The following is a 323-nucleotide window of genomic DNA, read 5'->3' on the forward strand; positions in this document are numbered from 1 at the left end:
AATGATCCAAAGGGGGAATTGTTCAGCGCATCGAAAGAAACGCTGGAAGAACGAGGCTATCACATTGAAGTTTTGAACCTGTTAACTCCACTTGATTCTATGAGCTATAACTTATTGCAGCTTGTCAAAGATGCCTATAAAGATGGAGATTATTCAACGGCACAGGCATTATGTAAGACACTCTCACACACTTTGTATTATAAACCAGGTGTTAAAGATCCTTTTTGGCAAGATTGTGCTATGAGCTTATGTAACGCCATGATTTTAGCCATAACAGATAAATGTATTGCAGAAGGAACAGAAGAAAAAATAACGATGTATGC

Annotated in this window: 1 protein-coding gene; it reads left to right on the plus strand. The window is 37.8% G+C overall.

Annotated elements, in window-relative coordinates:
- A partial coding sequence (locus tag CN409_RS31025; protein WP_170955843.1) for a type IV secretory system conjugative DNA transfer family protein occupies positions 1-323 on the plus strand: 323 nt, incomplete at both ends.

It is taken from the genome of Bacillus sp. AFS012607 (genome assembly GCF_002558005.1).
Classification (GTDB): Bacteria; Bacillota; Bacilli; order Bacillales; family Bacillaceae_G; genus Bacillus_A; species Bacillus_A thuringiensis_S.